This window comes from Rhizobium sp. ZPR4, assembly GCF_040215725.1.
GTDB lineage: Bacteria > Pseudomonadota > Alphaproteobacteria > Rhizobiales > Rhizobiaceae > Rhizobium > Rhizobium rhizogenes_D.
The window spans coordinates 414,838-440,470 of the sequence record NZ_CP157967.1; the positions used below are offsets into that span (position 1 = coordinate 414,838).

Annotated in this window: 26 protein-coding genes; 20 read left to right on the forward strand and 6 right to left on the reverse strand. The window is 60.6% G+C overall.

Annotated features, from left to right (window positions below; genetic code table 11):
- Nucleotides 1–599: 599 nt before the first annotated feature.
- The 10 genes from apbC to ABOK31_RS02055 all read left to right on the forward strand — a co-directional run bounded on the left by apbC (nucleotide 600) and on the right by ABOK31_RS02055 (nucleotide 10,250).
- Nucleotides 600–1,754, forward strand: coding sequence for an iron-sulfur cluster carrier protein ApbC (gene apbC / locus ABOK31_RS02010; protein WP_349957584.1), 1,155 nt, complete (start codon nucleotides 600–602; stop codon nucleotides 1,752–1,754).
- Nucleotides 1,755–2,168: 414 nt separating this feature from the next.
- Nucleotides 2,169–3,146, forward strand: a complete 978-nt coding sequence (locus ABOK31_RS02015) for a magnesium transporter CorA family protein (protein ID WP_174179180.1) — start codon at nucleotides 2,169–2,171, stop codon at nucleotides 3,144–3,146.
- Nucleotides 3,147–3,163: 17 nt separating this feature from the next.
- Nucleotides 3,164–5,065 carry a potassium transporter Kup gene (locus ABOK31_RS02020; protein WP_174179178.1) on the forward strand — a complete coding sequence of 634 codons (1,902 nt, stop codon included), beginning with the start codon at nucleotides 3,164–3,166 and terminating at the stop codon, nucleotides 5,063–5,065.
- A gap of 171 nt (nucleotides 5,066–5,236) precedes the next feature.
- Nucleotides 5,237–6,415 carry a cell wall hydrolase gene (locus ABOK31_RS02025; protein ID WP_174179176.1) on the forward strand — a complete coding sequence of 393 codons (1,179 nt, stop codon included), beginning with the start codon at nucleotides 5,237–5,239 and terminating at the stop codon, nucleotides 6,413–6,415.
- 313 nt (nucleotides 6,416–6,728) lie between these two features.
- Complete coding sequence (locus ABOK31_RS02030; RefSeq protein ID WP_174179174.1) at nucleotides 6,729–7,073, forward strand: AtpZ/AtpI family protein; 345 nt, start codon at nucleotides 6,729–6,731, stop codon at nucleotides 7,071–7,073.
- A gap of 78 nt (nucleotides 7,074–7,151) precedes the next feature.
- On the forward strand, nucleotides 7,152–7,904 hold the full coding sequence (locus ABOK31_RS02035) for a F0F1 ATP synthase subunit A (protein ID WP_069612427.1): 753 nt from the start codon (nucleotides 7,152–7,154) through the stop codon (nucleotides 7,902–7,904).
- Nucleotides 7,905–7,970: 66 nt separating this feature from the next.
- A complete protein-coding gene (locus ABOK31_RS02040; protein WP_015338972.1) occupies nucleotides 7,971–8,198 on the forward strand; it encodes a F0F1 ATP synthase subunit C in 228 nt (75 codons plus the stop codon).
- 78 nt (nucleotides 8,199–8,276) lie between these two features.
- Nucleotides 8,277–8,870 (forward strand): F0F1 ATP synthase subunit B, encoded by a 594-nt coding sequence (locus tag ABOK31_RS02045; protein WP_349957585.1) that lies wholly within the window; start codon nucleotides 8,277–8,279, stop codon nucleotides 8,868–8,870.
- 3 nt (nucleotides 8,871–8,873) lie between these two features.
- Complete coding sequence (locus tag ABOK31_RS02050; protein WP_174179170.1) at nucleotides 8,874–9,365, forward strand: F0F1 ATP synthase subunit B; 492 nt, start codon at nucleotides 8,874–8,876, stop codon at nucleotides 9,363–9,365.
- 120 nt (nucleotides 9,366–9,485) lie between these two features.
- The gene (locus ABOK31_RS02055) at nucleotides 9,486–10,250 is read left to right on the forward strand and encodes a phosphotransferase (RefSeq protein ID WP_349957587.1); all 765 of its coding nucleotides are present in this window, start codon (nucleotides 9,486–9,488) and stop codon (nucleotides 10,248–10,250) included.
- A gap of 104 nt (nucleotides 10,251–10,354) precedes the next feature.
- Here ABOK31_RS02055 and ABOK31_RS02060 read toward each other — a convergent pair whose 3' ends face one another.
- A complete protein-coding gene (locus ABOK31_RS02060) occupies nucleotides 10,355–11,014 on the reverse strand; it encodes a ribonuclease HII (RefSeq protein ID WP_174179414.1) in 660 nt (219 codons plus the stop codon).
- Between the two features lie 118 nt (nucleotides 11,015–11,132).
- Nucleotides 11,133–12,290, reverse strand: a complete 1,158-nt coding sequence (locus ABOK31_RS02065; protein ID WP_174179166.1) for a PA0069 family radical SAM protein — start codon at nucleotides 12,288–12,290, stop codon at nucleotides 11,133–11,135.
- Nucleotides 12,291–12,531: 241 nt separating this feature from the next.
- Between ABOK31_RS02065 and ABOK31_RS02070 the strand changes: the two genes are divergently transcribed.
- Together ABOK31_RS02070 and ABOK31_RS02075 are read left to right on the forward strand one after the other, a co-directional pair.
- Nucleotides 12,532–13,050 (forward strand): glycosyltransferase, encoded by a 519-nt coding sequence (locus tag ABOK31_RS02070; protein WP_174179164.1) that lies wholly within the window; start codon nucleotides 12,532–12,534, stop codon nucleotides 13,048–13,050.
- A gap of 172 nt (nucleotides 13,051–13,222) precedes the next feature.
- Nucleotides 13,223–13,537, forward strand: a complete 315-nt coding sequence (locus ABOK31_RS02075; protein ID WP_349957589.1) for a hypothetical protein — start codon at nucleotides 13,223–13,225, stop codon at nucleotides 13,535–13,537.
- Between the two features lie 32 nt (nucleotides 13,538–13,569).
- Here the strand turns inward: ABOK31_RS02075 and moaB are convergent, their stop codons facing one another.
- The 4 genes from moaB to ABOK31_RS02095 form a co-directional block, all read right to left on the reverse strand.
- A complete protein-coding gene (gene moaB, locus ABOK31_RS02080) occupies nucleotides 13,570–14,124 on the reverse strand; it encodes a molybdenum cofactor biosynthesis protein B (protein WP_349959056.1) in 555 nt (184 codons plus the stop codon).
- On the reverse strand, nucleotides 14,124–15,038 hold the full coding sequence (locus tag ABOK31_RS02085; protein ID WP_349957590.1) for a 4-(cytidine 5'-diphospho)-2-C-methyl-D-erythritol kinase: 915 nt from the start codon (nucleotides 15,036–15,038) through the stop codon (nucleotides 14,124–14,126). Before ABOK31_RS02085 ends, moaB begins: the two co-directional genes overlap by 1 nt.
- Nucleotides 15,039–15,045: 7 nt before the next feature.
- Nucleotides 15,046–16,902: a tetratricopeptide repeat protein gene (locus ABOK31_RS02090; RefSeq protein ID WP_349957591.1), complete on the reverse strand. Its 1,857-nt coding sequence runs from the start codon at nucleotides 16,900–16,902 to the stop codon at nucleotides 15,046–15,048.
- A gap of 124 nt (nucleotides 16,903–17,026) precedes the next feature.
- Entirely contained in the window at nucleotides 17,027–18,043 is a 1,017-nt protein-coding gene (locus tag ABOK31_RS02095) for a polyprenyl synthetase family protein (RefSeq protein WP_174179154.1), read from the reverse strand.
- 108 nt (nucleotides 18,044–18,151) lie between these two features.
- Here ABOK31_RS02095 and ABOK31_RS02100 point away from each other — a divergent pair, with 108 nt between their 5' ends.
- The 8 genes from ABOK31_RS02100 (at nucleotide 18,152) to ABOK31_RS02135 (ending at nucleotide 25,554) form a co-directional block, all read left to right on the forward strand.
- Nucleotides 18,152–18,382, forward strand: coding sequence for a DUF2007 domain-containing protein (locus tag ABOK31_RS02100; protein WP_112422761.1), 231 nt, complete (start codon nucleotides 18,152–18,154; stop codon nucleotides 18,380–18,382).
- An 8-nt stretch (nucleotides 18,383–18,390) separates the two neighbouring features.
- A complete protein-coding gene (locus tag ABOK31_RS02105) occupies nucleotides 18,391–19,167 on the forward strand; it encodes a methyltransferase (RefSeq protein ID WP_174179152.1) in 777 nt (258 codons plus the stop codon).
- A gap of 109 nt (nucleotides 19,168–19,276) precedes the next feature.
- Nucleotides 19,277–20,137 carry a S49 family peptidase gene (locus ABOK31_RS02110; RefSeq protein WP_174179150.1) on the forward strand — a complete coding sequence of 287 codons (861 nt, stop codon included), beginning with the start codon at nucleotides 19,277–19,279 and terminating at the stop codon, nucleotides 20,135–20,137.
- A gap of 16 nt (nucleotides 20,138–20,153) precedes the next feature.
- Nucleotides 20,154–20,345 (forward strand): hypothetical protein, encoded by a 192-nt coding sequence (locus ABOK31_RS02115; protein WP_174179148.1) that lies wholly within the window; start codon nucleotides 20,154–20,156, stop codon nucleotides 20,343–20,345.
- A 119-nt stretch (nucleotides 20,346–20,464) separates the two neighbouring features.
- Nucleotides 20,465–21,424, forward strand: a complete 960-nt coding sequence (locus ABOK31_RS02120) for a glycine--tRNA ligase subunit alpha (protein WP_015338989.1) — start codon at nucleotides 20,465–20,467, stop codon at nucleotides 21,422–21,424.
- A gap of 207 nt (nucleotides 21,425–21,631) precedes the next feature.
- Nucleotides 21,632–22,183 carry a LemA family protein gene (locus ABOK31_RS02125; protein ID WP_174179146.1) on the forward strand — a complete coding sequence of 184 codons (552 nt, stop codon included), beginning with the start codon at nucleotides 21,632–21,634 and terminating at the stop codon, nucleotides 22,181–22,183.
- 87 nt (nucleotides 22,184–22,270) lie between these two features.
- Nucleotides 22,271–23,527, forward strand: a complete 1,257-nt coding sequence (locus ABOK31_RS02130; protein WP_174179412.1) for a 3-phosphoshikimate 1-carboxyvinyltransferase — start codon at nucleotides 22,271–22,273, stop codon at nucleotides 23,525–23,527.
- A gap of 92 nt (nucleotides 23,528–23,619) precedes the next feature.
- On the forward strand, nucleotides 23,620–25,554 hold the full coding sequence (locus ABOK31_RS02135; protein ID WP_349957592.1) for a DUF2207 domain-containing protein: 1,935 nt from the start codon (nucleotides 23,620–23,622) through the stop codon (nucleotides 25,552–25,554).
- Nucleotides 25,555–25,633 lie beyond the last annotated feature (79 nt).

Below are 25,633 nucleotides of genomic sequence, written 5' to 3' on the forward strand. Positions count from 1 at the left end.
GATCGAGATTCGAGCAGCGTGTGAATGAATTTTGTGCGCTGCGAATAAAATATGACGAAGCCAATAGCGATGATCTACCATGCCGATTCAGGTGTGGTTTGGAATAAGTGATTGAAATATTTTAGTTTTACGGATTTGTTGAAAACTGGCACGCTTCCTGCTTCTAAATGGGTAGAGGTCCAGAGGGGACTTTGATAACAGCGCCGATGAAACGTGCGCGGATCAAACGACCGTCGCCGATGCCCATCGCCCTAGCTTCTCCCGGCGAAGGGATCGGCGGCGGTTGTTGCTTATTTAACACGCTTAGCAAGTTCGGGCGCGCTCGTGGGACGATTTTCGCGCCTTCGCCCTATTCCTTTCAGACGGGTGTTCTATGTCGGCCGACGATCATGTCTTCCCGAACTGGGAGAGCGTTGCGGCTGGTAAGGGTTCTTCATGGACCCGGCGGACCTGCCGGCCGCAACGAAGACGCATTTTATCGACGGCGTCCCGAATTTCGTTTGGCGAAGTCCCGCCTCTCTACTATCTAAACCAGAATGATTTCGGAAAGCGCCCGCCCGATGCAGCGCTGCCGAAAAGGATTCTGCAGTGAGGATGAAATGGCTGATATCACCAAGGAACAGGTGCTGGAAACGTTGAAGACGGTTCGCGGCCCCGACCTGGAGCACAATATCGTCGAGCTCGGCATGGTGTCGGATGTCTTCATTTCCGATGGCAAGGTCTATTTCTCCATCACCGTTCCAGCCGAACGTGCCAAGGATCTGGAGCCGATGCGTCTTGCGGCCGAGCGGGTCATCAAGGATATGCCCGGTGTCAAGGGCGCCCTCGTCGCCCTGACGGCCGACAAGAAGGCCGGTGCTCCGGCGCCCCGGCCTGCGCCCGCACAAGCTGCCCCGCACGGCCATTCACATCCTCATCAGCACGCGCCGCAACAGCCGCCTCGCGCCGCCAAGATCGGCGTTCCGGGCGTCAAGGCCATCATTGCGGTCGCCTCCGGCAAGGGTGGCGTCGGCAAATCGACCACCGCAGTTAATCTCGCGCTAGGCCTCTTGGCCAACGGCCTGCGCGTCGGCATTCTGGATGCCGATATCTACGGCCCCTCGATGCCGCGCCTCCTGAAGATTTCCGGACGCCCGACGCAGATCGACGGGCGCATCATCAATCCCATGGAGAATTACGGCCTCAAGGTCATGTCGATGGGCTTCCTCGTCGAAGAGGAGACCGCGATGATCTGGCGCGGGCCGATGGTGCAATCGGCGCTGCTGCAGATGCTGCGTGAGGTTGCCTGGGGCGACCTCGACGTGCTCGTGGTGGACATGCCGCCCGGCACTGGCGACGTGCAGCTGACCATGGCGCAGCAGGTGCCGCTTGCCGGCGCTGTCATCGTCTCGACGCCGCAGGACCTGGCGCTGATCGATGCGCGCAAGGGCCTCAACATGTTCCGCAAGGTCGAGGTTCCCGTCCTCGGCATCGTCGAGAACATGAGCTATTTCATCGCGCCGGATACCGGTGCACGCTATGATATTTTCGGCCATGGTGGCGCGCGCAAGGAAGCCGAGCGCATCGGCGTGCCTTTCCTCGGTGAAGTGCCGCTGACCATGGGCATCCGCGAGACTTCGGATGCTGGCACGCCGCTTGTCGCCGCCGAGCCGAACGGGGTGGTAGCCGGCATATATCGCGAGATCGCTGCCAAGGTCTGGAAGCAAGTGGCCAGCGCACCACAGCGCGCGGCGCCATCGATCGTATTTGAATAATTCACAAAGACATCCGGGCTTTCCGTATAGTGACGGATTGTCTTGTCGGCATCCTGTGCTATGACTTCGCAAGTTTAGCCAAACTGCGGTGAAATCGCGCAATGAAGAGGTTGTGACTTGATTCTTTGCGAGCTTTGCTGCATATGCGCCGCCGGCGTGGAACTGGTCGAGCATTTCCGATGACCGCCCTCCGCCGCATGGTGGTTTTATTTCGTCCGAGCAGGCGGCTTCGCCAGGACGGGCGAAGGATTGGTACAGCAGCGCAATGGAACATGGACACGGATTCCCGGCCAGACCGGCGGGATACGACCGGGGTTTTATGAGCTTTTTTCATTGGCCATTGGTGGGATCGCAGCGAGTGCGCGCAACGTGCCTCGACCTTAGCGTCGTCTCCGCTGCTGCGGGAGCGAGCAGTTGATAACTGCCTATTGCTCAGATTCCAAGCCACTTCAGCTCCCCGATCTCTCGGCCGCCGACCGCTTGCCTGACAATGCCATCTGGATCGATATGGTCGATCCCACGCGTGAGGAAGAAGCCAATATCGAGCGCCTGCTTGGGCTCGAGGTTCCCACGCGCGAGGACATGAAGGACATCGAGCCGTCGAGCCGCCTCTATGTCGAAAACGGCTCCGTCTTTCTCACGGCGTCGCTGTTGTGGAAGGCCGATACCAATCTGCCGATGCTCACCGATGTCGCCTTCATCCTGACGGGGCATCGGCTGGTCACCATCCGCTATGCGCAGCCGAAGTCCTTCGCACTCTTCATCGCGGCGCTGCAGCGCATTCCGCAGGAGCGCCGTACGGGTATCGCGCTTCTTGCCAAGCTTCTCGAAACCATCGTCGACCGTACCGCCGAGGTCCTTGAACAGACCGTTGCGGGTATCGATATATTGTCGGTGCACGTGTTCGGCGATCGCGTAAAGAAGATCCGCCGCCCGGGCAACTATCTCGAAGAAAAGCTCAAGGACATCGCAGGCTATCACCGTACGCTCAGCAAGGTACGTGACAGCCTGAGTTCGCTGTCCCGGCTCTTGACCTTTCTTCATGCCATACCCGCCATGCAGCAGGACCAGGAGGCCAGGGAACTGTGTCGCAATGTCTCGCGGGATGTACAGTCACTGTCGGAGCACGCCTCCTTCGTCGCGGGAAACATCACCTTCCTGCTGGATGCATCGCTCGGGCTGATCAATATTGAGCAGAACGCCATCATCAAGATCTTCTCGATCGCTTCCGTGGTGTTCCTGCCGCCGACACTCGTGGCGTCCGTCTATGGCATGAATTTCGAGCACATGCCCGAACTGCATTTTGCCTACGGCTACCCGACATCGTTGTTGTTGATGGTGGTTTCCGCCATCGTTCCGTTTTTCTTTTTTCGCTGGAAAGGCTGGCTCTGAGAGTCTAGTGATCCTGAATGTCTAACGAAACCCATCATTCTCCCGACGGGAAAATGAACGCTCGTAAGCTCGCATACCTCGCGCTCGGTTCGATTGGCGTGGTTTATGGCGATATCGGTACGAGCCCGCTCTATGCCTTTCGCGAAGCACTGAAGCCGGTGGCCGCTGACGGTCTGACGCGCGGCGAAGTCATCAGCGTTGTCTCGCTGATGTTCTGGACGCTGACGATCATCGTCACGATCAAATATGTCCTTTTTCTGCTCCGCGCAGACAACGACGGCGAAGGCGGCACCTTGTCGCTTCTCGCGCTGTTGATGAAGACGGCGAACGGCCACACCGCCATTCTGATGCTGCTGGGCCTTTTGGGTGCGGCCCTCTTCCTCGGCGACGCGATGATTACGCCGGCGCTTTCGGTCCTTTCAGCTGTCGAAGGTCTGAAGCTCGTCACGCCGCAACTGTCGGATTATATCGTGCCCATATCGGTCGCGATCCTGGCGCTGCTTTTTGCCATCCAGTCACATGGCACCGGCGCGGTCGCCCGCTTCTTCGGCCCGATCACGGCGCTTTGGTTCATCGTCATGGGCGTTGCCGGCATCATGCACATTTCCGATGACTACAGCATTCTGGCGGCGCTCAATCCCTGGTATGCGGTGAGCTTCCTCCTGCGGGAAGGCTTTCTTGGCGTCGTGGTTCTCGGCGCGGTATTCCTGACCGTGACGGGCGCGGAAGCGCTCTATGCCGACCTTGGCCATTTCGGCCGCCGTCCGATCCAGTGGGCCTGGTTCGTGCTGGTGTTTCCGTCGCTGACCTTGAACTATTTCGGCCAGGGCGCTCTGGTGCTGCGCGATCCCATGGCCATGTCGGACCCGTTCTTCCTGATGTATCCGCACTGGGCGATCCTGCCGGTGGTCATTCTCGCCACCATGGCGACGATCATCGCCAGCCAGGCCGTCATCACGGGTGCTTTCTCGCTCACGCGTCAGGCGATTCACCTCGGCTTCCTGCCGCGCATGGAAATTCTCTTTACCTCCGAGACCAATACCGGGCAGATCTTCCTGCCATCGGTCAACACAGTCTTGTTCTTCGGCGTCATCTTCCTCGTCCTGGCCTTCAAGACCTCGGACGCGCTGGCAACTGCCTATGGTATTTCGGTGACCGGCGCGATGGTCGTCACCTCGATCATGGCGTTTGAATTCGTCCGTGTCCGCTGGAACTGGACGCTGCCGATGGCGGTTGCCGTGCTCACGCCGCTCTTGCTGCTGGAATTCGTCTTCCTCGGCGCCAACCTCTTGAAGATCCATGACGGCGGCTATGTTCCGGTCATGATCGCGACGGCCTTCACCGTCATCATGTGGACCTGGCGCCGCGGCACCTCGATCCTGATGGAAAAGACGCGGCACACCGATATCCCGCTGTCCTCCTTCGTCAGCTCCATCGAGCGCAAGAGCGATCATTCGCCCGCGCATGTGCCCGGTACGGCGATCTTCCTGACCAGCGATCCGGAATCTGCACCTGCCGCGCTGCTGCACAATCTGAAGCACAATCACGTCCTGCACGACAAGAACGTCATCCTGACGATCCGCACCGTCAACAAGCCGCGCGTCGCCCAGGAGGATCGCTATACCGTCGAAAAGGTCTCCGACCGCTTTTCGCGCGTCGAGCTGCGCTTCGGCTTCATGGAATCGCAAAACGTTTCCCAGGCATTGGCGACGCTGCGCAAGACGGGCCTGAAGTTCGACATCATGTCGACCTCCTTCTATCTCGGCCGGCGCAAGCTGGTGCCGGATGCGAAATCCGGTATGCCGCACTGGCAGGACAGGCTCTATATCGCGCTCGCCAACGCCGCGACCGATCCGTCGGACTATTTCCGCCTGCCGGCCAACCGCGTTGTGGAACTCGGCTCGCACGTCATCATCTGACGCGGATATTCTTGCCGCTCCTTCAAAAAGGCCTGGCGGATATCCGCCGGGCCTTTCATGTTTTGCGGATCATCGCATTCGTAACCATAGAATCGCCCGAATTAACCATCCATCAAGGTTAATGGGAGATTATTCCGGCTCCTAGTTTCGAGTGCCGTTTGGAGTCCGGTGTTGTCTCGCTCGCGTTATGCCAGCCGCAAATTGCGGTTCCTGCCACAAAACTGGACCTCTCCAGCCGTCTTCGGGCTTTGCGCCTGGCTTATTTTTCCATCGACAGCAGCCTATGGCGATCTTGCCGGCCTGCTTGCTGGGATCGATAGGGAAGGCGCCAATTGGCGCATGGTGATGACTGACTCGCCAGCCGGCTCCACCCATCAGGCGGAACTGGCCTTCGGTGACGTCAAGGCCTCCGCCGCCATTGGAGATGGTGGCCTCGTGTTGCCGGACGGGCGCCGGGTCGCGTTCCAGTCCGAACAGAAGGGCAGCGATCCCCGGCCGGATGAGGATCGCATCAATCGGCAGGATAAGAAGGGCAGAGTGGTGGCCGTCGAACCGATGCAGCCGCCGAAGGATTTTTCCGCAGGCTCCGTGCTGCAGCGCCAGAGCATGTTGTTTCGGCCGGAATCCGCGACCGGCGAGCGCACCGCATTCCTGAAGCCGAAGCTCGGCGGCAAGGAAATCCAGATCGCCACGGCCTTCTACAAGAAAGAGCCGCCGAAGCTGGACGATAGCGTGCCGGCCGATCTCGCCAATCTGGTCACCAATCAGAATGCCGATGTTCTGGCAGCGGCCTATGCCTCGCCGGCGCCGGACTATGCCCGTGTCTCGCCCTTCGATTCCATTCTCGCCAAGGATCAGGACGGCGAGGGCCGCTTCGTGCCGCAGATTGGCCCGAAGGATCATGCCTGGGCCGCCAATGTCTTGCCGCCATCGGTCTTCTCATCCGACGAGCAGCAATGCCTTGCGACCGGCATCTATTTCGAGGCGCGCGGCGAATCCGTGAAGGGGCAGGCCGCCGTCGCCCAGGTCATCCTCAACCGTGTCCGCAATCCCGCCTATCCGAAGACCATCTGCGGTGTCGTCTATCAGAACGAGGATTGGCACAATGCCTGCCAGTTCTCCTTTGCCTGCGACAATGTCAAGGAGCGCGTCAATTCTCCCGAACACTGGCGCATCGCCCGCCAGGTCGCTATGGCCGTCACTGCCGGTAAGATCTGGCTGCCGGAAGTCGGTTCCGCCACCCATTATCATGCTGTCTACGTCCGGCCGAAATGGGCGGCTGAAATGGTGAAGGTTGGCCGCATAGGCATGCACATCTTCTATAGGACCTATGGCGGCGGCTGGAGCTGAGGCGGCCGGTTCCGGCTGATTGACGCCGCGGGCAGGGTCGCTTCCCCTGGCAAAAAAGCCACAAGAAAGCAGGGGCTGAAGAGGATTCTTCGGCTCAGTTTTCAATCAATATGGCTCTTTCAGCCTAAGATCATGATTTAATTGGGCTAATTTATGGCTGGACAGATGACGTCTACGCCTTGACTATGCTTTTTCCTAAAACTATGTTGCGCGCGACTTCAAAACGGGCCGAAAGGTGGCGAAACCTGCTGTTCGTTTACGCGTTGACCGGGGTAATGGGATTACGCGCAACGAAAATGGGGAGGATGCCACCATGACGGATGACCGCGACGAAGGTCTGGAACAGCGGCGGGCGCAGCTGGGAGCCGAGTTGGCGAACAAGCGTGCTGCGGTGAGAGAGGATGAACGCGGGGAGGTTCGCGCCGAGGAGAGCCGTAAGGGCTATGCTCAGGCGATGAAGCTTTCCAGTGAGTTCATAGCCGCAATCATCGTTGGCGCTGTTCTGGGCTATGTCTTGGACCGTTTTCTCGGTACGACGCCGTGGGGCATGATTATCTTGCTGCTTCTCGGATTTTGTGCTGGCGTGCTGAACGTGCTGCGCTCCGCAGGCAAGGTGGCGACACCGATGCCGGAAGGGCGTGGGCCTGACAAGAAATGAGCGGAAGCAACGCTGCGGCGCTGTTTCCAGATGAGAAGCATCCGCTCGGTGGAGCGGAAAAATGAAAGAGAACAAGCGGTGGCAAACGATCCTACCCATCAGTTCCTGATCTTCAAGATTATCCCGATCGATATCGGCGGAATTGATTTTTCGTTCACCAACGCCTCGCTGTTCATGGTTGCCTCCGCAGTGATTTCCGCAGGCTTCCTTTATTTTGCCAGCGCGCCGCGCGGCGTCATCCCGACGCGCTCGCAGTCGGTGGCGGAAATGGCCTATGAGTTCATTGCCTCGATGCTGAAAGAGGGGGCGGGGACGAAGGGAATGAAGTTCTTCCCGCTTGTCTTCTCTCTCTTCATGTTCGTCCTGACGGCGAACCTGCTCGGCCTCGTTCCTTACTTCTACACCGTCACCAGCCAGATCATCGTGACGCTGGCGCTTGCACTGCTCGTCATCTTTACCGTTATTTTCTACGGCTTGATCAAGCATGGCTTCGGCTTCTTCAAGATCTTCGTCCCGCAGGGTGTTCCGGGCGTTCTTCTGCCGCTGGTGGTGGCGATCGAAATCATCTCCTTCTTGTCCCGCCCGGTTTCGCTCTCCGTTCGTCTTTTCGCCAACATGCTGGCCGGTCATATCACGCTTAAGGTGTTCGCAGGCTTCGTCGCCTCGCTCGGAGCACTCGGCGCGCTTGGCATCGGCGGGGCTGTTCTTCCCCTTATCATGACCGTCGCCCTCACCGGTCTCGAGTTCCTTGTCGCCTTCCTCCAGGCTTACGTCTTTGCGGTGCTGACTTGCATGTACCTCAACGACGCAATCCACCCGGGTGGCCACTAAGGATAAAGACATTGGCGTCTAACGGCGTCAGTCATTCACCGCACAACCATTTCAAAGGAGTTCAACATGGACGCGGAAGCAGCAAAGTTCATCGGCGCAGGTTTGGCTTGCTTTGGTATGGCCGGCACGGCTCTCGGCCTCGGCAATATCTTCGGCAGCTACCTGTCCGGCGCACTGCGCAACCCGTCGGCTGCTGACAGCCAGTTCGGCCGTCTGGTATTCGGCTTCGCCGTTACGGAAGCTCTGGGCATCTTCTCGCTGCTCGTCGCTCTCCTCCTGCTCTTCGCCGTCTGATCTCAGCGGCGTCATAGATCACGGTTCGCGAGCAGCGAGCCGTGATTCTTTGTATTTGCAGACCACCTGGAGGTGAGCATGTTTGTGACCCCGGCATATGCTGAAGAAGCACCGCCGGCCGCCGGAGCGGTGCACACGGAAACGGGTGCGCCGAATGAAGGCCATCACGGCGGCGTATTCCCGCCGTTTGACCATACGACGTATCCGTCACAGCTGCTTTGGCTGGTGATCACCTTCGTCATCTTCTACGTGGCCATGCAGAAGATCGTTATTCCGCGCGTCGGCAGCATTCTGGAAAGCCGGCACGACCGGATCGCCCAGGATATCCAAGAAGCCTCGCGTCTGAAGGCTGAAGCCGACGCCGCCGTCGCGACCTATGAAAGCGAATTGGCCGCTGCGCGCGCCAAGGCGAATTCCATCGGCGCCAGTGCCCGCGATGCCGCCAAGGCCAAGGCCGAGGAAGATCGCAAGGCGATCGAGGCAAGCCTGGCTGAGAAGCTCAAGGCCGCAGAAGGTCGGATCGCTGAAATCAAGGCGAAAGCCTTTGGCGATGTCGGCGCGATTGCCGAGGAGACGGCTGGTGCCGTCGTCGAGCAGCTGGTTGGCAATGTCGCCGGCAAGGCCGATGTCGCCTCTGCGGTTGCAGCAGCTGCCGCCAAGCAGGAGGGGTGATCCATGGAATTCGCTTTAGACAACACCTTCTTCGCGTTTGTCAGCCTTCTCATCTTCCTCGGCCTGATCGTTTACCTGAAGGTTCCGGGCATGATGGCAAAGTCGCTGGACGACCGTGCTGATCAGATCCGTAACGAGCTGGCGGAAGCCAAGCGCCTGCGCGAAGAGGCCCAGCACCTGCTGGCCGAGTATCAGCGCAAGCGTAAGGAAGCCGAGGCTGAAGCAGCGCACATCGTTGCCGCAGCCGAGCGCGAAGCTGAAATGCTGACGAACGAAGCTCGCAAGAAGACCGAGGAATTCGTCGCCAACCGCACGGCTCTGTCCGAGCAGAAGATCAAGCAGGCCGAAGCCGATGCGATGAAGGCGGTCCGTTCCGCCGCCGTCGACCTGGCAATTGCTGCTGCTGAATCGGTTCTGGCGAAGAAGGCTGATGGCAACGTCCAGTCGGGTCTCTTCAGCGATGCGGTCAAGGAAGTGAAGACGCGGCTGAATTAGGCCTGCGGATGATCGAAATTCAAAAGAGCCCCGCTTCGGCGGGGCTTTTGTTGTTTTCCGCCCCGCCGGGTTGATCATTACCGCAACCAGCAGCAAAATCATGAGCTTGGGGAGGGGCGGATGCAGATAGTGATAGGCGGCGAACCGTTTCGTCAGGGCGATCTTATCGTGAGGCCGGCAGCGGCCTGGACAGCGGGCGTGCACGCCTTGCTGGCTGTGCTGCATCGGCATGGTTTCGATGCAGCTCCGATTTCGGCTGGATATGACGAGGCCTGGGAGCGGGTAACCTATCTGCCCGGAGATACCGGCGATCTCGATGACCGCACTGATATGCGCAGTGAAAAAGCGCTGCAGTCGGCGGCATCGCTGCTGCGTCGCTATCATGATTGTTCCGCCTTGTTCGCAAAGAGCCTTGAGGCCGGCTATAGGTGGCAACTGCCGGCCCGGCCGCCCTGCGAGATCATCTGCCATGGCGATTTCGCGCCCTACAACGTCGTTCTGAACAACGGCGAGGTGACTGGTATCATCGATTTCGAGGCGGCGCATCCCGGCTCCCGTTGCTGGGATCTGGCCTATGCGGTCTATCGATGGGCGCCCTTGTCCTCGAGCGTTGCAGCGGAGGGACTGGAGAGGCCAGCCGACCAGATCCGTCGCGCCCGCATCTTTGTCGATGCCTATGGGCTGCCCGCCGCGGAGCGTGCCCGCCTACCGGACATCATTGTCGAACGGCTGGAGGCCTTGCTGTCCTTCATGGAGCGAGAGGCCGAGCGTGGGATCGAGAGATACCGACGCAATCTGCAGGATGGGCACGATCGCATCTATAGGGAAGACATCGCCTATATCAGAAAATGGTCGGCGGAGCTTGTCACTGGACTGACGCGCTAAAGCAATTTCCGGAAAAACGTATAGCGGCTTTCCGTCTGGAATTGCGCAAAACAAGGGATAGAGCGTTTTCGCGATTCGAAGAAAAGCGGAAATGCTCTGAGTGTTCAGACGGCATCTTTGCGCAAGGGGCGGAAGCTCATGCGATGCAGGGAGCAGGGGCCATGCTCCTCGATGCCGGCGCGGTGCTGTGCCGTGCCATAGCCGGCATGGGCAGCAAACCCATAGGCGGGAAAAACGACACCGGCGCGTGCCATCATCCGGTCTCGGGTCACTTTCGCGACGATCGAAGCGGCGGCGATGGAGAAGGAGCGCGCATCGCCCTTGACCACGGCCTTGCCCGGGCAGGCAAGACCGGTTGGCACATCGAGTCCATCGGTCAGCACATAGCTTGCCGGCAGTGCCAGTCCGCAAATCGCGCGCCGCATGGCATCAAGGCTTGCCTTGCGGATATCGGTCGTGTCGATGCGACCGGCGCTCGACGAGGCGATGGAGACTGTTGCTGTTGCCAGGATCTCGACGAACAGTTCCTCGCGCTTGGCAGCGCTCAACTGCTTGGAATCGTTCAGACCATTCGGAATGCGTTCGGGGTCGAGAATGACAGCGGCAGCCACGACTGGTCCTGCGAGCGGGCCTCGGCCTGCCTCATCGGCTCCGGCAACCGGCCAATGGCCGGCACGGCGCGCAATCAGTTCCAGCTCGAAACTCGGAACGAGTGGGACGTCCTCGAAGAGCATTGGAGAATCGGGTGGTGCACGGCGTGACATGCGGCGAAGCTCGCACACCACCCGATCTCCTGCAAGCCCCCGGTGGATCATGGCGGCGAACCGGGGGGCTTTTCCAGCGGGCTCAGGGAAACCCCGCAAGGAAGGTCAAAATCGAAAATCAGAGCAGCGACAGCTGCACGCCGCTGCCATCGGGCGGCACGAACAGATCGTCGCGCAGTGCGATGTTACGGCGTGTGAGCGCGAGCCGGCGGGTCGCCATTTCGAAGCGACGGCTGATCTGCCAGGCGTACGGTCCGGCACCCTTCATGCGCTTGCCGAACTCGGCATCGTAATCCTTGCCGCCGCGCATCGAGCGGATCAGCGACATGACGTGGCGATAGCGATCCGGATAATGTTGCAGCAGCCAGTCGCGGAACAGCGGGCTCACCTCCAGCGGCAGCCGCAAAATGACATAGCTTGCCTCCTGCGCGCCGGCCGCCTTGCCGGCATCGAGAATGCGCTCGATCTCGTGATCGTTGAGTGCGGGGATGATCGGCGCCACCATGATCGAGGTGCGGATGCCCGCTTCGCTCAAGGCCTGGATCGCCTCCAGCCGTCGCGGCGGCGTCGCAGCACGCGGCTCCATCGTGCGCGCCAGCTTGCGGTCGAGCGTCGTCACCGACAGGCCTACCCGCACGAGGTTCTTGGTCGCCATCTCTTTCAGAATGTCGATATCGCGCATGATCAGCGCTGACTTGGTGACGATGGCGACTGGATGGTTCGCCCGGTTCAGTACCTCGAGAATCTGGCGCATGATCCGCCATTCCTTCTCGATTGGCTGATAGGGGTCGGTATTGGTGCCGATAGCAATCACGCGCGGCTTGTAGCCGGGCTTTGCCAGCTCGCGCTCCAGAAGCTTGGCCGCATCCGGCTTGGCAAACAGCTTCGATTCGAAATCCAGCCCCGCCGACAGGCCCATATAGGCATGCGTGGGCCGCGCAAAGCAGTAAATGCAGCCATGTTCGCAACCGCGGTATGGATTGATGGAGCGATCGAAGGGAATATCGGGAGATTCGTTGCGGGTAATGGCCGTGCGAGGCTTCTCCACCTGCACCTCGGTCTTGAAGGGCGGCAGCTCTTCGAAGCTCTGCCAGCCATCGTCGAAGGTTTCGCGCTGCTGCGGCTCGAACCGACCGCTCGGGTTCAACCCCGCGCCGCGTCCACGCCGGCGCTCGGCGTCGACCCTGAGACCGGCATCGGCGATCAAAGCATTGGCAACATCTGCCGTATTGGCAGGCGCGAAAGCGGCCTGCCCTGCAAGGGACTGCTCGTTCATCGGTAGCTCCAGGGCGGCTCATGCCATCGCATGCCGCGTCTAAGATGATTAAATTCCTATCCGACAAATGAGAACATTGCAAGAACAAAAATCCGGAAACGCCACTTTCCACCTCATTCACGGGAGGTGTTTGGCGATGCCGGCTGCGGGAATTTCAGGCGGCGTATGATGCTTTTCTTAAACGTTCGGACCTGAAGGTTAGGTGCTGGCAATAAATTGTGCGCCGCTCTATAAATGGGCAATGTTGACGGTCATCATCGAATGCCAGGATCACGAACCCGAGCTGGCGCAGACATTGGCGGCATTGGTGGCAGGCGCGGTCGAAGGGCTCGTCAGCGATGTGGTCGTGCTCGATCACGGTTCCAGGGACGGCACATCCAAGGTGGCGGATGCTGCCGGCTGCCGCTTTTATTCGCAATGGGACATCAAGGATATATTGCGGTCGGCGAGGGGGGAATGGCTGTTGCTGGTCGAGCCCGGCGCGCGGCCGCAGGCAGGCTGGATCGATGAGATTGCCGAATATGTTTCGCTGAACAAAGTGCCGGCGCGCTTTACCGCATCGCGTGGCTATCGCCGCCCGTTTCTGAAGCGAATCGGCCGTCGCACGGCTCCACTGGAGCTGGGTTTGCTGCTTTCCAAGCACCAGGCCATTGCCGTCGCGAGATCGGGCATGCCGCTGGCCGAATTCGCCAAGGGGCAGAAGGGTCGGCGGCTTTCAAGCGAGCTTATTCCGTCCTGGGTGGCGCGGGCGGCGCGATAGGCTCTGGTCCGAGATTCCATTTGAAAACCCGCAAATAGCTGCGATAATTTGCATGTGGCGGCACCTTACGCGTGTCGCGTCAGGCGGCCGACCATGAAGATGCCGATATCAGGCGGAACTGGTCAGCGGAACTCTCCTTTTTCGCCGAGACTTCGGCGAAAGGAGGTGCGTTATGAAACGCACGATGCTCACCCGCCTCATTGCAACGGCCCTCGTGGCAACATCGATCCTCTATCCTCGCGTCGCCGCCTCCCAGGTAACGCTTGCCTGCGCTCAGCGCGTCGATATCGTCGCCTTTCTCGGCGATCATCTTTCGGAAAAGCTTTCCGCCATCGGCAAGCTCGATTCCAATACGATCATGGAGATCTACGCGGCCGAGAGCGGCAACTGGACGCTGCTGATGAGCGACGCGTCCGGCCGCAGCTGCATCATTCTCAGCGGCGATAAATGGGAATCAATTCCTGTCTTGCCGGGGCCGAAGGCATAGCGACCACCTGCCGCCCTGCAGGCGCGCAAGATCTACTTGGAGCCGGCGCCGCGCTTCAGATGCTCGTCGAGGCGCGGCATGATCTCCACGAAATTGCAGGGCATGTGCCGGTAGTCGAGCTGTGCCTTCAAGATGCCGTCCCAGGCATCCTTGCAGGCACCGGGAGATCCCGGCAACACGAAGATGAAGGTGGCGTTGGCAACACCGCCGGTCGCCCGTGACTGGATCGTCGCCGTACCGATCTTGTCGTAGGAGATCCGATGAAAGACTTCGGAAAAACCATCCATCCGCTTTTCGAACAGAGGCTCCAGCGCTTCCGGCGTGACGTCGCGGCCGGTAAAGCCTGTCCCACCGGTGGTGATGACGACGTCGATGGCATCGTCTTTCGTCCAGACTTCCACCTGCGCGCGGATGCGCTCCTTGTCGTCGGGAACGATGGTGCGGGCAGCGAGCCTGTGGCCGGCATCAGCGATCCGCGCAACCAGCGTATCGCCGGATTTGTCATCGGCGAGCGTGCGGGTATCGGAAACGGTCAATACGGCGATACCGACGGGAATGAAGGATCTTTCGTTGCCTGACGCTGTCATCATGCCTCTCCCGCGATCGTTTCGGTTACCCGGAAATACCAGTCCGGCCTCTGTCTGTGAAGCGAAGCGGCGGCGGCCGTCGCCTGTTCGAGATCGTTGAAGATGCCGAAGCACGTCGCGCCGGAGCCGGACATGCGCGTCAGGATCGGGGACTGGCTTTCGATCAGGCCGGAGAGCATCGAAATCTCGCCGCAGATCAAGCGCGCAGGTGGTTCGAGGTCGTTGCGCAGGGTCTTGATCGTGTCGATCCATTCGCCTTGCCCTTGCGGCATCTGCGACGGAAACAGCAGCGGCGGGTTGTCCTTGCGGGGCAGCTGACGGAATACATCCGACGTCGAGACGCCGACAAGCGGATTGCCGAGGATCATGGCAAAGGCCGGAAATCCGGGCAGCAGGTCTATTGCCTCGCCGATCCCGCGCGCCACCAGCGGCTGGCTGGCGAGGCACATCGGCACGTCGGCACCGAGCTTCAAGGCGATCGTCTTGATCGTGTCCTCCGGCAGCTTAAGGCGCCACAGCCGCATCAGCCCGCGTAACGTCGCGGCTGCATCCGCCGAGCCGCCACCGATTCCCGATGCGATCGGCAGGTTCTTTTCCAGATGGATATGGGCGGGGGGGGCGTCGAAGCCGGCCGCGTTGGCTACCTGTCGCAAGAGATCACGCGCCTTGAGCACGAGATTGTCGCCAGCCTCGGCATCGGCGGAAAGAAGAGGCCCGAAGCGCCCGGAAAGGCTGAAATCGTCATGCTCGCCGGGACGAAAGCCGAGACGATCGCCATGGCGGGCAAAACTGACAAGCATGTCGAGCAGATGATAGCCATCGGCACGGCGGCCGGTGACATGCAGTGCAAGATTGATCTTTGCGGGCGCTTCTTCCGTAAGGTCGAAAGCGCCCGCTGCCAAGATCGTGCTCATGGAAATCTTAGGACTTCTTGTCGACCGGCGCCGGAGCGTTCGTGTCGGGCGAGGGCGCAGGTGCTGGGTCGGGCTGCTTGCTCTTGTCGACGGTCTTCGGATCGTTATCGAGTGGCGGCAAGCCCTTCTCGACTTTCTCCTTGATCTTCGGAATATCGGCCTCTTCCGGCTTGGAGGCGAGCGCCCGGTTCCATTGATAGACGGCTTCGAGCTTGCGATTGACGCGCCAGTAGGCATCGCCGAGATGGTCGTTGATCGTCGGATCGCCGGCCTTGAGCTGTGCGGCCCGCTCCAGTTCGCTCACGGCGTCGTCGAAACGGTTAAGGCGGAAATAGGCCCAGCCGAGGGAATCGACGATGTAACCGTCATCCGGCCTCAGATCGACGGCCTTCTTGATCATGTCCAGACCCTGGTCGAGATTCATGTTCATGTCGACCCAGGAGTAGCCGAGATAGTTCAGAACCTGCGGCTGATCCGGATTGAGCTCCAGGGCCTTCTTGAAGTTCGGCTCGGCATCCGGCCACTTCTTCAGTCGCTCATAGGCAATGCCGCGCTGGAAGAACACGGCCCAATCGCTGCGCTTCGGCACAGGGCCGATGATCTGCACGGCCTTGTCGTAATTGTCGGCCATGGCCTGGAAGTCCTTGGCATCCGAAAGGACGCTGCCATAGGCGAGATAGCTGCGGACATCATTGGGATCGGAATCGATCAGCGCCTTCAGATGCTTGCGTGCGTCGTCGACCTTGCCGGACTGGGCGAGCGCAAGGCCGAGCTGCAGCTCGGAGATGCGGGCCATCGGCGAGTTATCGGGCACTTTCTTGTAGAAAGCGATCGCACGATCGGTCTGCTCCTGCTTTTCGGCCAGACCGCCGAGCAGGACCAGCGTGTCGGCTGCCTTCGGGTCGAGGGAGTTGGCGATCTGCAGGTAGAGCGAGACGACATCCTCGGCGCCATCACGGTTCAGCGCAGCGCCAATGGTGAAGAGCACGGCGGCCGCGCCTTCGCTGGCGTTGGTCACCTGCTGGTCCGGCGTATCGCCCTTGCTGATGCTGTCGCGCAGCGCATTCAGTGGCGCGTAATTGCTGACGAGATTGTCACCGACGGAGATCGCATCCAGGGCCTTCTGCTTGTCGCCGGCCTTGGCTTCGAGACGAGCGAGCGCCATCACAGCGCGCATGAACGTATCCGGAGCCGTCGCGCCGCCCGTCTTGTCGAGGATCGCGTCATTGAGGTGAGAGCGTGCCGACTTCAAGTCACCCATCGTCAGCGCGATGGCACCGGCATGATAGTTCTTGAAGATGTTGAACCAGTCCGGTCCCTTCATCTTGTCGATCATTGCGATCGCATCCTTGCCACGGCCGGATCCGGCGCGTGCCCAGGCGGCGAGCAGGTTGGTCATCATCCGGTCCAGATCGTTCGGACCGTTATATTTGAGGATTTCCTGCGCGGTGCGGTATTCGTGGCGGCGAATGGCGTCCATGCCGCGCACGATTGTCGTGACGCGTTCGACGGAAGGGTCGCTCTTCAGCTCGTTGGCGTATTTGACGCCTTCTTCCAGGTTGCCGTTCAGCAGCAGCGAGATCATCAGCCGCTGGCGTATCTCCGGATTGCTCGGGTCGATCATCAGCGCCTTTTTGTAGAGCGCGACGGCGGTGTCGTAGTCGTGATCGACATCGGCGGTACGGGCGGCCAGGAAAGCGCCTGCGAAAGTATCGACGCTATCCGGATCGAAAGAAGTAACCGGAGCACTGGCCTCCGGCGCTGCCGGTTTATCCTCCGCGCGCGCGCCAGTCAGGGCGGACACCGAAAGGATTGCCGCCAAGGCTACGCCCGAAAGGAAACGGATGGCAAGTCTCTGCCGCATTAGAAAGCCTTTCATCAAGGGAATGGCCGGCGAAATCGCCGGCGGCACAACGCATTCGTGTCAACTGATTCACAACAGGATGGCTTTTTTGAAGCGGCCCTGCAACAAATTCGGGTCGCCGCTATCAATTAACGCGTTCGATGCAGAAATCGATCACTTCGAGAAGTGCCGACTTCCAGGGCGTTTCCGGCAATGGCGCCAGAGCATCACGCGCGATGGTGCCGTAATGCACGGCACGGGCAATTGTGTCAGCCAGCGCGCCGTATTTCGTGATCAGGCCAAGCGCCTTCTCGAGATTCTCGTCGCTGTTGTTGCCGGTTTCGATGGCGTCACGCCAGAAGGCGCGTTCCTTTTCGGTGCCGCGGCGATAGGCGAGGATCACCGGCAGCGTGATCTTGCCTTCGCGGAAATCGTCGCCGACATTCTTGCCGAGATCGGCAGCCTTGCCACCGTAATCGAGCGCATCGTCGACGAGCTGGAAGGCAAGGCCGAGATTGGTGCCGTAGGATTTCAGCGCATTGCGCTCCGCCTTGCCGGCATTGGCGACGATCGGTCCGACTTCGGCCGCGGCTGCAAACAGGGCGGCGGTCTTGGCGCGGATGACAGAGAGATAATCGTCCTCGGTCGTTTCCATGTTCTTGGAGACCGAAAGCTGCAGCACTTCGCCCTCGGCGATGACGCAGGCGGCCGAGGAGAGTACGTCGAGCGCGTCGAGCGAGCCGACTTCCACCATCATGCGGAAAGCCTGGCCGAGCAGGAAGTCGCCGACGAGAACGCTCGCCTGGTTGCCCCAGATCATGCGGGCCGTGGACTTGCCGCGACGCAGATCGCTTTCATCGACCACGTCGTCGTGCAGCAGCGTGGCCGTATGCAGGAATTCGACTGATGTCGCGAGCTTGATGTGATTGTCGCCCTGGTAGTTGTAAAGAGCGGCGGAGGCGATGGTCAGCATCGGCCGCAGGCGCTTGCCGCCCGACGAGATGAGATGCTCTGCGACCTCTGGGATCATCTGCACATCGGAGCCGGCCTTGGACAGGATGAGCTGATTGACGCGTTCCATATCCGCCTTGGTCAGATCCACCAAGGGCTTGATGGATGCCAGTTTATTCTTGCTTTCTTCCAGCGGTATCACGACGCCCAACGATCCGGACTCCTGTTCATTTTCTGCAAAGCACAATAAGAAGGGGCGAAAGAGGCGGCAAGAGGCGAATTGTCTCGTCGCGTAAATTTGACAGGAATTCTAAGGCTTATGCACGAGCTGATCCGCACCAACGACCCCGTCCTACTCTCATTTGCCGAGAGCCTGATGAAGGATGCAGGAATTCATTGCTTCGTTGCGGATCAGGCCATGAGCATTCTGGAGGGCTCGCTCGGCATGTTGCCGCGCCGTTTCCTGGTCGAGGAAGAGCGGGCCGATCTGGCCCGTCGCATCCTCATCGATGCCGGCCTCGGCGACGAGCTGCGCCCGGTGCGGACCTGAGGTCGGCCATGACCGGTAAGCCCTCCGAAACCATCGACGCCTTCCATCGCGGCGCCTTTCATGTCGTCCAGCCGAAGGGCAGGGGGCACCGTTCGGGCATGGATGCCATGCTATTGGCGGCGCTCGTCGCAGATGAGCGCTCCATACGGGTGGCGGATCTCGGTGCAGGTGCGGGAGCAGCCGGAATGGCTGTGGCGTCGAGACTCGACCTGGCGGAAGTCGTGCTGTTCGAGCGCTCGTCCGACATGGCCGAGTTCGCCCGCAAGAGCCTTGTGTTGCCGGAAAATGCCCAATTTGCCGATCGTGTCTCCGTCATCGAAGCCGATGTGACGCTGACCGGCAAGGATCGCAACGAGGCAGGCCTTGTCGACGACAGCTTCCACCACGTCATCATGAACCCGCCCTTCAACGATGCCAGCGACCGGCTGACGCCCGATGCGCTGAAGGCCGAGGCGCATGCCATGACCGAGGGGCTGTTTGAGAAATGGATCCGCACGGCCGGCGCGATCATGATCCCTGGCGGTCAGCTATCGCTGATTGCGCGGCCGGAATCGATCGGTGAGATCATCGTCGCCTGCGGCCGCCGCTTTGGCGGTATAGAAATCACGCCGATCCATCCCCGCGAAGGCGAGAGTGCGGTGCGCATTCTGGTGACGGCGATCAAGGGATCGAGGGCGAGGCTGGCACTGCGTGCGCCTCTGATCATGCACGGCGAAGGGACACATAAATTCACCGATTTCGTCGATGATATGAACAACGGCCGCGCTCCGTATCCGCGCCGATAGCCACTCGGTCGCCCAAGGATCAGGGCATGAAATACGATCCGCAATGTTGCGTTTGCCGTTTCCGTGCATACATCACGGGGCAGCAAACATCATGATTCAGGGATGACGAATGGTTGGGTTCTTGAGACGCATGCTTCCGAAGCGCTTCCGCAAGGAGGAGGTGATCGTGCCCGTCGTCCGTTTGAGCGGCGTCATCTCGTCCGGTGGCGGCCCGCTGCGGCAATCGCTCAATCTTGCAGGCGTGTCGCAGGCGCTCGAAAAGGCCTTCAGCATGAAGACGGCGCCGGCCGTTGCCATCGTCGTCAATTCGCCGGGCGGTTCTCCGGTGCAATCGCGCATGATCTACAATCGCATTCGCGATCTTGCCGCCGAGAAAAACAAGAAGGTGCTGGTCTTCGTCGAGGATGTCGCAGCATCCGGCGGCTATATGATTGCGCTGGCGGGTGATGAGATCATTGCCGATGCGACTTCCATCGTGGGCTCGATCGGCGTCGTTTCCGGCGGTTTCGGTTTTCCCGAGCTTTTGAAGAAGATTGGCGTCGAGCGCCGCGTCTATACCGCCGGCGACAACAAGGTGATCCTCGATCCCTTCAAACCGGAGAAGGAAAAGGACATCGAATATCTGAAAAGCCTGCAGCTCGAGATCCACAAGGTCTTCATCGACATGGTGCTCGAGCGGCGGACTGGGAAGCTCTCGGCGGACGAAACAGTGTTCTCAGGCCTCTTCTGGACCGGCAGTCGCGGGCTCGAGCTTGGCTTGATCGATGGCCTCGGCGACATGCGTCAGGAATTGAGGAAGCGTTTCGGCGACAAGGTCAAGCCGATGTTGATTACCACGCCGCGCAGCCTTTTCGGCCGCAAGGCTCCGGGCATTTCGCTTGGCGGCATGAATGGCCTCGGCGCCGGGCTTGCTTCCGGGCTTGCGGAAGCGGCAGAGGAGAGGGCATTGTGGAGCCGGTACGGATTGTAATCGGGAGCGCTGGGTAATGCCCCAGACTATCTTCTTCATCATCGCTGTCGGCGGCATCTGGTTGCTCTATCGACGCTTCGTGCGCGATGCCCGGAAGCTTGCCGAAAAATCCCGCCGTGCCGAAACGGAACGCCGCACGGGCGCCATGGGAACGCTGGTCAAGGATCCGAAGACCGGCGAGTATCATGTGAAGCGCGAGGATGAATAAAACTCATATGCCCCGGTGAGGCTGGCTGCATTGCCGTTTGTGCTTCAAAGCCTTGACCCTTTCGCCCCGCCGTGGCACCTGTCCGCCCAACCATTCGCTAGCAGAAGAAATTAGCTCCCATGACTGCCAACGTGCCCGACCACATGAACCCGAAGCGCTCCTTCCAAGCGCTAATCCTGACGCTGCACAATTATTGGGCCGACAAGGGTTGCGCGGTTTTGCAGCCCTACGACATGGAAGTGGGCGCCGGCACGTTCCATCCGGCGACCACGCTGCGTTCGCTCGGCCCGAAGCCCTGGCGGGCTGCCTATGTCCAGCCGTCGCGCCGTCCGTCCGACGGCCGCTATGGTGAAAACCCGAACCGCCTGCAGCATTATTATCAGTATCAGGTCATCCTGAAGCCCAATCCGCCGAACCTGCAGGAGCTCTATCTCGGCTCGCTGAAAGCGATCGGCCTCGATCCGCTGTTGCATGATATCCGCTTCGTCGAGGACGACTGGGAAAGCCCGACGCTCGGCGCATGGGGTCTCGGCTGGGAATGCTGGTGCGACGGCATGGAAGTCTCGCAATTCACCTATTTCCAGCAGGTCTGCGGCATCGAATGCGCGCCGGTTGCCGGCGAGCTGACCTATGGTCTGGAGCGCCTTGCGACCTACGTTCAGGGCGTCGACAGCGTCTATGACCTGAATTTCAACGGCCTCGAAGGCGAAGACAAGATCACCTATGGCGACGTCTTCCTGCAGGCTGAGCAGGAATATTCGCGGCATAATTTCGAATATGCCAATACCGAGATGCTGCATCGCCATTTCATCGATGCCGAAAAGGAATGCCAGGCATTGCTCGCAGCCGGCGCTCCCGGCGACAGCGAAAACCAGCGCCTGCACAAGTGCGTTTTCCCGGCCTACGACCAGTGCATCAAGGCAAGCCACGTCTTCAACCTGCTCGATGCCCGTGGCGTCATCTCGGTGACGGAGCGCCAGAGCTACATCCTGCGCGTGCGCACGCTGGCCAAGGCCTGCGGCGAGGCCTTCCTGCTGACCGATGCCGGTGGCATCAACTGGAACCAGCAGGCCGCATAAGCTTGAATCGCGGCCGGAGAGCGCAGGATGCTTGCGCTCCCAAGAGCTGCGATAACGGGATATGCTTTCCGAGCGATCCCAATGCGGATTTCCCCCAGATCGGGCCACGCTGACCTGATCTCGCTCTCGCATGATCGTTAAGCCGGGTGACATTGCCAGCAAATCTGCCTACTGTCCCTGTGGTTGCAGTCGCCCAGGGGATTCCAGATGTATATTCTTCTCGCGATCATAGTTCTGGCCGCGCTCTATGTCGTCTTCATCTATAACGGGCTCGTTCGTGCCCGCCAGATCGCGGAAGAGGCGTGGTCCGGCATTGACGTGCAGTTGAAGCGCCGCGCCGATCTCATCCCCAATCTGGTCGAGACGGTCAAAGGCTATGCAGGCCACGAAAACAAAACGCTGGTCGAGGTGACCCAGGCGCGTGCCGCAGCGCAGGCCGTGCCTGCTGGCGATGTCGCCGGCCGTGCCGCCGCCGAAGGCGTTCTCAGCCAAGCGCTCGGCCGCTTGATGGTCGTGTCCGAATCCTATCCCGACCTGAAGGCCAACACCGGCTTCGTCGAGCTGCAGCAATCGCTGGAAACGACGGAAAACGAGATCCAGATGTCGCGCCGCTACTACAACGGTGCCGCACGCGATCTGAACGTCAAGGTCGAGACTTTCCCGAACAACCTCATCGCCGGCCCCTTCGGTTTCGTGAAGAAGGCCTATTTCGAGATATCAAACGAAGCGGATCGTGCCGTTCCCACGGTAAAGTTCTGAGATTTCCGCTATCGGTTTTTCATGCGAGGCGGTAAAGGAAGCCGACCGCCGGCCATCGGCCGCCTTCCTGACTGATCAAAGAGAATGATGATGGGTAGAGCCAAACTCACGATTATCCCGCCGGGCAAGCCTTTGACCGGACGCGCCATGCCGCCGGGATCGAAGTCGATCACCAACCGCGCGCTGCTGCTCGCAGGCCTTGCCAAGGGCACGAGCCGGCTGACAGGCGCGCTGAAGAGCGACGACACCCGCTATATGGCCGAGGCGCTGCGTGCCATGGGCGTTGTCATCGACGAACCCGACGACACCACTTTCATCGTAACCGGCAGCGGCAAGCTGCAGGCGCCGGCTGCCCCACTTTTCCTCGGCAATGCCGGCACGGCGACGCGCTTCCTGACGGCTGCCGCAGCACTGGTCGACGGCAAGGTCATCGTCGACGGCGATGCCCATATGCGCAAGCGGCCGATCGGCCCGCTGGTCGACGCGCTCCGCTCGCTCGGCGTCGATGCTTCGGCCGAAACTGGCTGCCCGCCGATAACGGTCAACGGCACCGGCCGTTTCGAGGCAAGCCGCGTGCAGATCGATGGCGGCCTTTCGAGCCAATATGTCTCGGCGCTGTTGATGATGGCCGCCGGCGGCGATCGCGCTGTCGATGTCGAGCTGCTCGGCGAACATATCGGCGCTCTCGGCTATATCGACCTGACCGTTGCCGCCATGCGCGCTTTCGGAGCGAGGGTTGAGCGCGTGAGCCCCGTCGCCTGGCGTGTCGAGCCCACCGGCTACCATGCCGCCGACTTCCTGATCGAGCCGGATGCCTCTGCGGCGACCTATCTCTGGGCTGCCGAAGTGCTTGGTGGCGGCAAGATCGATCTCGGCACGCCGGCAGAGCAGTTCTCGCAGCCGGATGCGAAAGCCTATGACCTGATTTCGAAGTTCCCGCACCTGCCCGCCGTCATTGACGGCTCGCAGATGCAGGACGCCATCCCGACGCTTGCCGTCCTCGCCGCCTTCAACGAGACGCCGGTACGCTTCGTCGGCATCGAAAACCTCCGCGTCAAGGAGTGCGACCGTATCCGCGCGCTGTCGAGCGGCCTGTCGCGCATCGTTCCGAACCTCGGCACGGAAGAGGGTGACGATCTGATCGTGGCATCCGATCCGGGTCTTGCCGGCAAAGTGCTGCCGGCGGAGATCGACAGCTTCGCCGATCACCGCATCGCCATGAGCTTTGCGCTCGCCGGCCTGAAGATCGGCGGCATTACCATTCTCGACCCCGATTGCGTCGCCAAGACCTTCCCGTCCTATTGGAACGTGCTGGCTTCGCTCGGAGTCGCTTACGAAGACTGACGCTCCGCCATCCCAAGGGAGGCTGAGCGCAGGCATGTTCCTGACGTGAAGCGGCGCCGGCAACGGCGTCGCGGCCATCCTTTGGGGGAGTGATGACACGGCTTTGCGGGTTCTTCCTGGCTCTGTGCCTGCTGCTTTGCGCAACGGCAGTGACGGCAGCCGAGCTCATCACCAACTTCGATCAGGCAATCGCCCTCCATCGCGACGGTTCCATGCGCGTCGTCGAGACGATCTCCGTCAATGCCGAGGGCCAAAACATCCGCCGCGGCATCTTCCGGGATTTCCCGCTGACGATGACCGATGCCAACGACCGCGAGATCGAGGTGGATTTCAAGGTCGTCTCCGTTGAGCGCGACGGGCAGCGCGAGGATTGGCACAGCGAGCGCATCAGCGGCGGCGAGCGCATCTATATCGGCAACGCCGACAGAAGCCTCAACCCAGGTCCGCACACATTCCGCCTCACCTACGACACCAATCGTCAGATGCGCTATTTCGGCGATCATGACGAGCTTTACTGGAACGTGACAGGCAATGGCTGGCTGTTCCCGATCATCAATGCGAAGGCAACCGTCACCTTGCCGGATGGCGTGCAGCCGCAGCAGCTTGCTTTCTTCACCGGGCCGCTCGGCGCCAGTGGAAAAAATGCAAGCGCCAATGCCCAGGGCAACATCGTCACATTTATAACGACACGGCCGCTGGCGAACGCCGAAGGTCTGACGATCGCCATCAAGCTCGCAAAGGGAGCGATCACGCCACCCAGCTCAAGCCAGCAATGGGGCTGGTTCCTGCGCGATCATCTCGACACCGCCATCGCCATTGGCGGGCTGATCCTGCTGTTCGTCTATTACATGCGCAGCTGGATCGCCGTCGGCCGCGATCCTCCAGCCGGCGTGATGGTGCCACGTTGGGATGCGCCTGACGGCATCTCGCCGGCGCTGGTCAACTATATCGACAACAAGGGTTTCGGCAGTTCCGGCTGGACGGCATTCTCGGCCACGGCGATCGATCTCGCCGTGCGCGGCTATGTCATTCTGGACGATCTGAAGGGAAAGGTGGTCATCCGTCCCTCGGGCAAGGCGGGCGGCGATCTCGGCGGCGGCGACAAGGTGCTCATGCAGGCCGTCGGACCATTCTCTCCGCTCGTCATCGACAAGGAAAACGGCGAGGCGGTGCAGCGGCTGGGTGCGAAGTTCCGCAGCGCGATCGAGCGCGATCATCGCGGCGAATACTACAAGGCCAATTCGCTCTATGTCATCGCCGGTATCGCGCTGTCGATCCTCGTCCTGGCCTCGATCATCATCTTCGGGCGACTGCATGAAAATGTGGTGCCGCTGATCCTCATGCCCGGCTTCCTGTCGATCTTCGTGACGATCTTTACCAGCATCATCGGCCGGAGATTCCGGCGCCATAATGCCAGTCTCGGCCAGCGAATTATTTCCGTTCTGATCTGCGCCTTCTTCGGCTTCATCCTGGTATCCGCTATCGTCAACGGTTTTGCCGCCGCGGTCGTGCCGCTATGGGAGGCGGGCTTGCTGCCGCTGGTGGCGGGCATCGTCGGCATTTTCGCGCTCAACGTCGTCTTCTATTTCCTGATGGGTGCGCCGACGCCGCTCGGGCGCAAGATGATGGATGGCATCGCCGGCCTCAGGCAATATCTGACACTCGCTGAACGCGACCGCATGAACATGCAGGGCGCGCCGCAAATGTCGCCGCAGCACTTCGAAACGCTGCTGCCCTATGCGGTCGCTCTTGGCGTTGAAAAGCCATGGTCGAGCGCCTTCGAGACCTGGCTCGCCACGGCCGCGGGTGCCGCCGCCGCGGCTTACGCGCCGATCTGGTATTCCGGCGATTTCCGTCCGGGCAATATCGGCGGCACGATCGGCGATTTCTCCTCTTCGATGGCGTCGACTATAGCCTCGACCATTCCCGCCCCGGCATCGAGCTCCTCCTCCGCCTTTGGCGGTGGCGGCGGAGGCGGCGGCTCCTCCGGCGGTGGTGGAGGCGGTGGCGGCGGAGGCGGATGGTAAATTCGCCTTTTGTCTTGGTGACTTTTGCCGCCGGGCTTGCTAAGTCCGCCCGGATCATTTCTGCCTCAAGGTAAAGACA

Excerpts from the sequence above, each read along its gene's own strand:
- ABOK31_RS02040 (WP_015338972.1), top strand. The coding sequence starts at position 7,971 with ATGGACGCGGAAGCAGCAAAGTTCATCGGCGCAGGTTTGGCTTGCTTT.
- ABOK31_RS02130 (WP_174179412.1), top strand. The coding sequence starts at position 22,271 with ATGATGGGTAGAGCCAAACTCACGATTATCCCGCCGGGCAAGCCTTTG.
- ABOK31_RS02050 (WP_174179170.1), top strand. The coding sequence starts at position 8,874 with ATGGAATTCGCTTTAGACAACACCTTCTTCGCGTTTGTCAGCCTTCTC.
- ABOK31_RS02060 (WP_174179414.1), bottom strand. The coding sequence starts at position 11,014 with ATGTCACGCCGTGCACCACCCGATTCTCCAATGCTCTTCGAGGACGTC.
- ABOK31_RS02115 (WP_174179148.1), top strand. The coding sequence starts at position 20,154 with ATGCCCCAGACTATCTTCTTCATCATCGCTGTCGGCGGCATCTGGTTG.
- moaB (WP_349959056.1), bottom strand. The coding sequence starts at position 14,124 with ATGACAGCGTCAGGCAACGAAAGATCCTTCATTCCCGTCGGTATCGCC.
- ABOK31_RS02090 (WP_349957591.1), bottom strand. The coding sequence starts at position 16,902 with ATGCGGCAGAGACTTGCCATCCGTTTCCTTTCGGGCGTAGCCTTGGCG.
- ABOK31_RS02065 (WP_174179166.1), bottom strand. The coding sequence starts at position 12,290 with ATGAACGAGCAGTCCCTTGCAGGGCAGGCCGCTTTCGCGCCTGCCAAT.
- ABOK31_RS02120 (WP_015338989.1), top strand. The coding sequence starts at position 20,465 with ATGACTGCCAACGTGCCCGACCACATGAACCCGAAGCGCTCCTTCCAA.
- ABOK31_RS02070 (WP_174179164.1), top strand. The coding sequence starts at position 12,532 with ATGTTGACGGTCATCATCGAATGCCAGGATCACGAACCCGAGCTGGCG.
- ABOK31_RS02045 (WP_349957585.1), top strand. The coding sequence starts at position 8,277 with ATGTTTGTGACCCCGGCATATGCTGAAGAAGCACCGCCGGCCGCCGGA.
- ABOK31_RS02110 (WP_174179150.1), top strand. The coding sequence starts at position 19,277 with ATGGTTGGGTTCTTGAGACGCATGCTTCCGAAGCGCTTCCGCAAGGAG.
- apbC (WP_349957584.1), top strand. The coding sequence starts at position 600 with ATGGCTGATATCACCAAGGAACAGGTGCTGGAAACGTTGAAGACGGTT.
- ABOK31_RS02075 (WP_349957589.1), top strand. The coding sequence starts at position 13,223 with ATGAAACGCACGATGCTCACCCGCCTCATTGCAACGGCCCTCGTGGCA.
- ABOK31_RS02055 (WP_349957587.1), top strand. The coding sequence starts at position 9,486 with ATGCAGATAGTGATAGGCGGCGAACCGTTTCGTCAGGGCGATCTTATC.
- ABOK31_RS02125 (WP_174179146.1), top strand. The coding sequence starts at position 21,632 with ATGTATATTCTTCTCGCGATCATAGTTCTGGCCGCGCTCTATGTCGTC.
- ABOK31_RS02135 (WP_349957592.1), top strand. The coding sequence starts at position 23,620 with ATGACACGGCTTTGCGGGTTCTTCCTGGCTCTGTGCCTGCTGCTTTGC.
- ABOK31_RS02030 (WP_174179174.1), top strand. The coding sequence starts at position 6,729 with ATGACGGATGACCGCGACGAAGGTCTGGAACAGCGGCGGGCGCAGCTG.
- ABOK31_RS02100 (WP_112422761.1), top strand. The coding sequence starts at position 18,152 with ATGCACGAGCTGATCCGCACCAACGACCCCGTCCTACTCTCATTTGCC.
- ABOK31_RS02020 (WP_174179178.1), top strand. The coding sequence starts at position 3,164 with ATGTCTAACGAAACCCATCATTCTCCCGACGGGAAAATGAACGCTCGT.
- ABOK31_RS02085 (WP_349957590.1), bottom strand. The coding sequence starts at position 15,038 with ATGAGCACGATCTTGGCAGCGGGCGCTTTCGACCTTACGGAAGAAGCG.
- ABOK31_RS02105 (WP_174179152.1), top strand. The coding sequence starts at position 18,391 with ATGACCGGTAAGCCCTCCGAAACCATCGACGCCTTCCATCGCGGCGCC.